The organism is Corallococcus exercitus (genome assembly GCF_003611585.1).
Taxonomy (GTDB): domain Bacteria; phylum Myxococcota; class Myxococcia; order Myxococcales; family Myxococcaceae; genus Corallococcus; species Corallococcus exercitus.
Window position 1 is genome coordinate 1 of the sequence record NZ_RAVW01000439.1, and the last position, 7,909, is coordinate 7,909.

Annotated in this window: 5 protein-coding genes; 3 read left to right on the forward strand and 2 right to left on the reverse strand. The window is 70.0% G+C overall.

From position 1 onward, the window contains the following. Positions 1-1,380: M16 family metallopeptidase (locus D7W79_RS35015; RefSeq protein ID WP_147442202.1), on the forward strand; the 1,380-nt coding region annotated here is incomplete at its 5' end. Between the two features lie 161 nt (positions 1,381-1,541). Then, the gene (locus D7W79_RS35020; RefSeq protein WP_147442203.1) at positions 1,542-3,161 is read left to right on the forward strand and encodes a fibronectin type III domain-containing protein; all 1,620 of its coding nucleotides are present in this window, start codon (positions 1,542-1,544) and stop codon (positions 3,159-3,161) included. A gap of 20 nt (positions 3,162-3,181) precedes the next feature. On the opposite strand, the gene D7W79_RS35025 is transcribed toward D7W79_RS35020, so the two are convergent. After that, positions 3,182-4,378 (reverse strand): DUF1615 domain-containing protein, encoded by a 1,197-nt coding sequence (locus tag D7W79_RS35025; protein WP_120529666.1) that lies wholly within the window; start codon positions 4,376-4,378, stop codon positions 3,182-3,184. A 258-nt stretch (positions 4,379-4,636) separates the two neighbouring features. On the opposite strand from D7W79_RS35025, the gene D7W79_RS35030 reads away from it, so the two are divergent. Next, the gene (locus D7W79_RS35030) at positions 4,637-6,859 is read left to right on the forward strand and encodes a M4 family metallopeptidase (RefSeq protein WP_120529665.1); all 2,223 of its coding nucleotides are present in this window, start codon (positions 4,637-4,639) and stop codon (positions 6,857-6,859) included. Positions 6,860-6,980: 121 nt separating this feature from the next. Here the strand turns inward: D7W79_RS35030 and D7W79_RS45425 are convergent. After that, the coding region (locus tag D7W79_RS45425) for a hypothetical protein (protein WP_244222142.1) at positions 6,981-7,909 on the reverse strand (929 nt) is incomplete at its 5' end.

The following is a 7,909-nucleotide window of genomic DNA, read 5'->3' on the forward strand; positions in this document are numbered from 1 at the left end:
ACCCCGGCCCCCACCGCCCCGCTGTCGACGAAAGGCGTGACGCTGCCGGAGGCGACGGCCGTCACGCTGAAGAACGGCGTGCGGCTGCTGCTGGTGGAGAAGCACGAACTGCCGCTGGTGTCCTTCAGCGCGTGGCTCAAGGGTGGCTCTGTCACCGACCCCGCCGGCAAGGAAGGGCTGGCCGCGCTCACCGCCGAGCTGCTCCAGAAGGGCGCGGGCTCCCGCAACGCCCAGCAGTTCGCCGACGCCGTGGACGGCGTGGGCGGCGAGCTGGAGGTCGTGCCGGCCCGCGAGGCCCTCATCCTCAATGGCAGCTTCCAGGCCCGCGACACCGCGCTGATGGTGGAGCTGCTGTCGGACATGCTCGTGCGCCCGCGCTTCGACGCGCAGGAGCTGGAGAAGGCCCGCGCCCTGCGCGTGTCGGAGATCGCCTCCGCCAAGGACGGCGACCCGCGCGCGCTCATCGGCGTGTACTTCAATGCCTTCCACTTCCCCTCGCACCCGTACGGCGGGTCCACGGTGGGCAGTGAGGCGTCACTGCCCACGATTGGCCGGGGCGACGTGCTCGGCTGGGCGAAGGCGAACCTGGGCGGGGACCGACTCATCCTCTCCGTGGTGGGGGACTTCGACGCGAAGCAGCTCGCCGCGAAGCTGGAGGCCGCCCTGGGCGGGTGGGCCCCGGCGGGACAGCCGCTGCCCGCCGTGCCCGCCACCGCGCCCACGAAGGGCCGGCAGGTGCTGCTGGTGGACAAGCCGGATGCCACCCAGACCTACTTCGCCATCGGCAACACCGGCATCCGCCGCACCGACCCGGACCGCGTCGTGGCGGAGCTGGGCAACACCGTGCTGGGCGGCCGCTTCACCTCGCTGCTCAACACCGAGCTGCGCGTGAAGACGGGCCTCACCTACGGCGCCCGCTCCTCCCTGCAGCAGGCCCGCCAGCCCTACACCGTCGTCCTCACGTCCTATACGCAGACGGCCACCACGGGCCGCGCCATCGACCTGGCGCTGGACGTGCTCACGCGCTACCGCCAGGAGGGCATGGATGACGCCATGCTCGCCTCCGCCAAGGCCTACGTGCTGGGGCAGTTCCCTCCGACGCTGGAGACCGGGGACCAGCTGGCCATGAAGCTGTCGGAGCTGGCCTTCTACGGCCTGGACGCACAGGACGTGAATGGGTTCGCGGACGCTGTGTCCGCGTCCACCCGCGACAGCGTGCGCACCGTGCTCCAGCGCGTCCTGCCCGCGTCGGACGACCTGACGTTCGTCCTCATCGGCAAGGCGGAGGCCCTGCGCGACGTGGCCCGCAAGTACGGCCCCGTCACGGAGATGAAGATCTCCGACAAGCGCTTCGCCCCGCCCACGGCGCCTGCCCGTTGAAGACAGACTCAGGTGGGCGCAAGCCTTCATCCGCGCCCACCTGAAGTACCCATCAAAACGCAACTATCCAGTAAAAATCCCGCCGCGCTTCGCGTATAGAAGCGGCGTCAGGTTTGGGCCGGGACCGGACAGCCATTCATTGCTTGTCACCTGGGCCCATCATGTCCTTCCGACGTCTGTCGTTGTTGCTCGTTCCCGCCTGCGCGGCCTGGCTGGGCTGCGGGGAAGCGCCTCCCTCCGAGGAGGTGAACCCTCCCGAGATCGCCATGGACCCTCGCGAGGGGACGGCGGTCATCTCCAGCGATGAGTTCCTGCCGGGCTGCGGCGAGACCGACGCGGGCACCGGGCCGGTGGACGCGGGCACGTCCGTGCTGGTGACGGCGGACACGCGCTTCCACTCCAGCGCCGGGGTGACGGTGGTGCCGCAGGACCTGTCCGGGCGCGACGTGGAGATCCTCATCCCCAATGGCATCGACTTCGACCGGCGCACGGGTACGCCGGTGGCGGGAGGCCTGCGCTTCGACAACGTCCCGGACGGCGAGTACTTCCTGCGCTCGAGCCGGTTCTATTACCTGACGCGGACGCGCCACTTCGACCTGGGCGTCAACCGCATCGGCCGTCCGGACGCGGTCTACACATCCCTCAACGAGACCCCCGTGTCGGCGGAGCTCTTCAACCTGGAGCCCTGGCAGCAGTGGTCCTCCAGCGCCGAGCCGGGCAGCGCCGTGCAGATCACCAGCGCGGACGTGGACGTGTACAACTCGTTCTCCTACAGCGAGGAGCCCGCGGTCGGTGCCACGTCCATCGTCGATCCGTATGCCTACGCGTTCTCCAGCAACGGCTACGGGTTGGCCGTGCTGGACCAGGCGAAGGGCGACCGCCTCTACGTGAACCAGCTCAACTCCGTGGCGGTCGGGACGCTGCCGAGCGGCGGGACCCTGGCGTACCAGACGCTGGTGAGCAGCGCGCACCTGCCGGCGTTCTCGTTCACGCCGGACGGCACCACGTCGCTGCCGCTGGCGGCCACGCTGAACCCCGTGAGGCAGACGCCCTTCTCCCTGGAGTGGCGCCTGAACGAATTCTCCCGCTGGCGCACGGACTCGAACCCCACCGGCACCATTGGCTACTCCTCCATGTCGCTGTTGCCCATCCCGTTCGGGTACCAGCACGGCTGGGTGGGCTATCAGGGCGAGCTGTTCAACCTGTGGCTGCCGCGCGGTGAGGACGGCGTCATCACGAACCGGTTCGCCTACGGCAATCCCTATCCGTCCAGCTGGGGCGTGGTGGGCACCATCAGCTACTCGTTCCGGTCTCCGACGCCCGTCATCGTGGGCACCCGCGCCCATTACCCCAGCGGCAACATCTTCATCACCGACCGGATGGACCACCTCATCGCCGGTCCCATCCAGCCGGCCATCTCGCCGCCCCGGGAGCTGCGCATCGACGGCGTGGACGCCTACGTGTCGCGCGTGGTGGGCACGAACCAGCCGGTCATCAGCTGGCGGGCTCCCGCCATGGGCGCGCCCCGGAACTACGTGGTGTCCGTCCTCCAGCTGATCAGCACCTTCACCGCCACGCCGACGCTGCGCTTCTACGTGCCCGGTGACCGGACTCAGGTCCGCCTGCCGCCGGGCCTGCTGCTGCCCGGCACGAGCTACTACGTGCGCGTGACGGCGGACGACTCGCCGAACTACGAGCCCTCGCGCGCGCCGTACGTCACCGCGGAGCTGCTGCCCGCGGTCAGCGCGGACACGTTCAGCGCCGTCTTCACCACGCCGTAGTCCCCTGCGGTCAGGGCTCGCTACCGCGCAGCCTGGCGGTGGCGGGCCATGCACTGCTGGTAGCGGGCGTCCACCGACTTCGCGAACCACGCGGTGGAGCGCTCCCCGCTCAGCTTCACGCTCTTGAGCGTCACCTGGGGCAGCTGGGCGTAGGCGGGCGCCTCTCCCGTCTGATTCGCGTAGACGCGCTTCACCGCCAGGTACGTGTCTGTCTTCTCGAAGTCCGCCGTCTTCTCCTCCTCCACGTCCCGGCGCACCCGGCGCTCGCTCAGGTCCGGCGCGTAGCGCTGACGGAACAGGAGCAGCGCCTTGAGGCTCTGGCTGTCCTCGCCGCGCGGCTCTCCATCCTTGTCATACAGTTGCAGGTCTCCGTCGGTGGCGAGGGCCACGCCGGTGAGCCGGCTCACCTGGGCCTGCAACGCCGCGTTGCGGGAGCTGTAGACGCCGCCGTTGTAGTCCGCGAAGCGGTAGAGCGGCTGCTCGTACGCGGCCTCGAAGCCCAACAGCCGCGCGGTGCCGTAGCGCACGCCGCCCGCGCGCGTGTAGAGCGACTCGCGCACCGCCACCGGATCCGCGTCCGGGCCCGCCTTCTCCACTGCGTAGCGCACGCTGACCTGCATGGAGCCCGCGGTGGTGACGGGGTTCTGCCCCGCGAACGAGGACGGACCGAACAGCGAGCTGGCCAGGTCCGCGGCCGCGTACGCCGCCGGGTACTCCTCCTCGTAGTACGCCAGCATGTCCCGGAAGAGCCGGTCCAGGTCCCGCTCCGTGCGCAGGGCGTCCAGCCGCGCGCCGAAGCTGCGCTTCGCCCCCTTCGCCTTCGCCGCGAGCACGTCATCCAGGAGACGTCGCCCCAGGGGGCCCAGCCGTCCCGCGGTGCTGTCCAGCTTCTGCCGCACCAGCCTGGGCAGCCCCGGCACCGCGGGATCCGCCTGGAAGCCGGACTCCTGTTCGATGATGGCCAGCACCTGACAGACCACCGGCGCTGAAGGAGGAATCGCCTCCGCGTCCAGCGCCGCCAGCACGTCGCGCGCCCAGCCCTCGCGCTCCGCGCCCTTCACCTTCGCCGGCAGGAGCCGCGTCACCTGCGCCACCGACAGCGTGGGCGGCGCCGGCACCTCCGTCGCCACCGGTGCCCGCGACGCGCAGGCCGTGAGCGCCAGCAGTACCCCCACGCACAGCGCCCCCGTCCACCTGCGGCCGGCACCCCGCGTCATGTCAGCCTCCCCGTGCATGCTGTCGCCCGTCTCATGAAACATTTTTTGAGACATCCCCGGGGTGGGTCCGTTCACTCCGGAGACCCGCTGAAGAAGCGGAAGCAGCAGGAAGCATGCTTAATCTGCAATTCAGGATGTCCTGGCTTGTTCGGCAGGGTGGGGGAAAGTGACTAAACGTACTTTCTCTAAAAAGTAGTTGCCCTGATGAATTCGAGTGTGTCACGTATCACCCCGCTGTTTCTTCATGGAGGTATCGCGTTGGCTCATCGACTGTTGAAGACGATTGGCGCGGCTTGGCTCGGCGTGGCTCTGACGGCGTGCGGTACGCAGGGTTCCACGGGCGAGGAGACGCAGGCGCCTGAGCAGGAGAAGTCGGGCGAGGACATCCAGAGCTCGCTGAACGCGCTCGCTGGCGCCCAGGTCGTGGGCGTGCACGCGGACGGCATCCCGGACAACATCACCGGCGAGCTGGGCCGGATGGCCCGGACGCTGAACACGCTGGACGCGAGCCGCCAGGCGCTGGCGGGCGTGGCGCCGGCGTTCCGGCTGAACCCGGACGACATGGTGCTGCGCAAGGCGAGCACCGACGAGCAGGGCAACCAGCACCTGCGCTTCAAGCAGACGAAGAACGGCCTGGAGGTCATCGGCGGTGAGCTGGTGGTGCACGTGCGTCCGGACGGCACGGTGTTCCGCGCCAACGGCTCCGCGCGCGACGGCCTGAACGTCTCCGCGCTGCCGCGCATCGCGGCCGCGTCCGCGCGCGACGCGGCGCTGAGCGCGACGGTGGGCACGGGCCTGGAGGCCCAGGGTGCTCCCCGCCTGGTGTACGTGCGCACCGAGGAAGGCGCGCTGCGCCTGGCGTACGAGGTGAAGATCACGGGCGAGAGCGACCAGATGCCCCTGCGCGACCGCGTCTACGTCAGCGCGGTGGACGGCTCCATCGTGCTGCGCGCGCCGGAGATCCACACGGCGCTCAACCGCAAGGTGTACAGCGCGAACAACGGCACCAGCACCCCGGGCACGCTCAAGCGCAGCGAGGGCCAGGCGGCCGTCGGTGACTCGCATGTCGACACGAACTACGACATGCTGGGCTACACCTACAACTGCTACAAGACGCTGTTCAACCGCGACTCGCTGGACAACGCGGGTGAGACGCTCATCAGCACGGTGCACTACAGCACCAACTACGTGAACGCCTACTGGGACGGCACCCAGATGGTGTACGGCGATGGCGACGGCGTGAACTCCATCGAGCTGGGCAAGGACGCGGACGTCACCGTCCACGAGCTGACCCACGCGGTGACGGAGCGGGAGTCCAACCTCACGTACTCCGGCCAGTCCGGCGGCCTCAACGAGGCGATGTCCGACACCTTCGGCGCCATCTGCGAGAGCTGGGCCTCCGGCACGTGGAGCACCGCGGCGGCCATCTGGATGGTGGGCGAGGACGTCTGGACGCCGGGCACGGCGAACGACGCGCTCCGCTACATGGACGACCCGGCGAAGGACGGCGCGTCCAAGGACTGGGCGGCCAACGTGACGTCCGGCACGGACGTGCACTACAGCTCCGGCGTGCCCAACCTGGCGTTCGCGCTGCTCTCCAAGGGTGGCGTGCACCCGCGCCGCTCGGGCGGCCCCACGGTGCCGGCCATCGGCGTCGAGAAGGCCGGCCGCATCTGGTACAAGGCCAACACCGACCTCTACACGGCGAGCACGAACTTCGCGCAGGCCAAGACGCTGACCATCCAGGCGGCGGCGGACCTGGGCTACGACCAGGCCACGCAGGACGCGGTGAAGACGGCCTGGGAAGCGGTGGGCGTGGGCGTCGTGACGCCTCCCCCGACCTCCACCCCGCTGACCAACGGCACGGCGGTGACGGTGTCCGACAGCACCACGGGCAACAGCAAGTACTACTCGCTGGCGGTCCCCGCGGGCGCCACGGCGCTGACGTTCACCATCTCCGGTGGCACGGGTGACGCCGACCTGTACGTGCGCTTCGGCGCCGCGCCGGACCTGTCCACCTACGACTGCCGTCCGTACGTCGGTGGCAACGCGGAGACGTGCACCATCACCAACATCCAGGCGGGCACGTACTACGTGATGCTGAACGCCTACGCCGCGTACTCGAACGTGTCGCTGAAGGGCAGCTACACGCCGGGCGGCACGGGTGGCGGCAACGTGCTGCAGAGCAACGTCCCGGTGACGGGCGTCTCCGGCGCCTCCGGCTCCTTCACCAACGAGTGGGTCACCCTGGACGTGCCGGCGAACAAGACGGTCACCATCACCACCTCGGGTGGCACGGGTGACGCGGACCTGTACGTGCGCTTCGGCTCCTCGCCGACGACCACCGCGTACGACTGCCGTCCGTACCTGTCCGGCAACACGGAGACCTGCACCCTGACCAAGACGACCGCGGGCAAGTACTACGTGAAGGTCCGCGGGTACACGGCCTACTCGGGCGTGACGCTCAAGGCCGTCTACTAGCCGCATCCGCTTCCAGCCCGGCTCCCCTCGCGTGAGGGGAGTCCGGGATGAAGACAGGCACCCGGGGAGCCTCCATGGCTTCCCGGGTGTCGTCGTTTCAGGCATCGAAGGGGCTGCGGACCTAGCGCCGCACCTGCACGTCGCGCGCGACGGTGCGGCCGCCCATGAGGACGAACTGCGCGCGCACCGGGGTGCCCTCCTGGAGCTCCTTGAGGGGCACGCGCTGGCCCTGGCGGAGGCCTCGGCTGCGCTGGTCGAGCTGGAGTTCGTAGACGGTGCCCTCGCCGTCGCGCACGTGCAGGGTGTCCTTGCCCACGCGCGTCACCCGACCGTTCACCGTGCTGGACGCGATGATGACCTGCTCCAGCGGCCGGTTGGAGGAGTTCTCCGTCACCGCCGCCTGCGCCGCCTTGGCCGCGCCCTCGTACCAAGCCTCGTCGTCGCTGGCCTGCACGGCCTGCGCGCCAATCATCACCCGGCCCTCGGCGGGCGCCTGCGTCGCGGGCGCGCCGTCCGGATTGGTCTGGCCCTGCTGCTGGGCGTTCGGGTTCGCCTGTGCCTGCCGCTGCGTGTTCGCGTTCGGGTTTGCCTGTGCCTGCCGCTGGGCGTTCGCGTTCGGGTTCACCGGGGCGGCCTGCTGGGGCCGCGACGCGTTCGGGTTCGCCTGGGCCCGCTGCTGGGCATTCGCGGTCGGCGTCGTCGTGCCCTGGCGGGGCATCGGAGCACCCTGACGGGCCGGAGCATTCGCGGGGGCCTGTGCCGTGGTGTCCTGCGCGGGCTCGCTCACGCGGGGGCCCGGAAGTGGCCGGGCGCCGGGTGGAGGTGCCGTGTTCGGAGGCACCTGCGCGTTCGCCGCCGGCAGCGCGTCACCACTTCGGGGACCGTCGCCGTCCACCGTGCTCTGCGCCAGCACGGGCGTGGCGGGCACCATCAGCCCGCCGGTCGCGGAGTCCCGGGCCTGCATGGACGCCGGCGTCTCCGTCACCGTGTCCGCGGTGTCGTGCTCCCGACAGCCGGAAGCGAGCGAGCACAGCCCCACCATCCCCATCC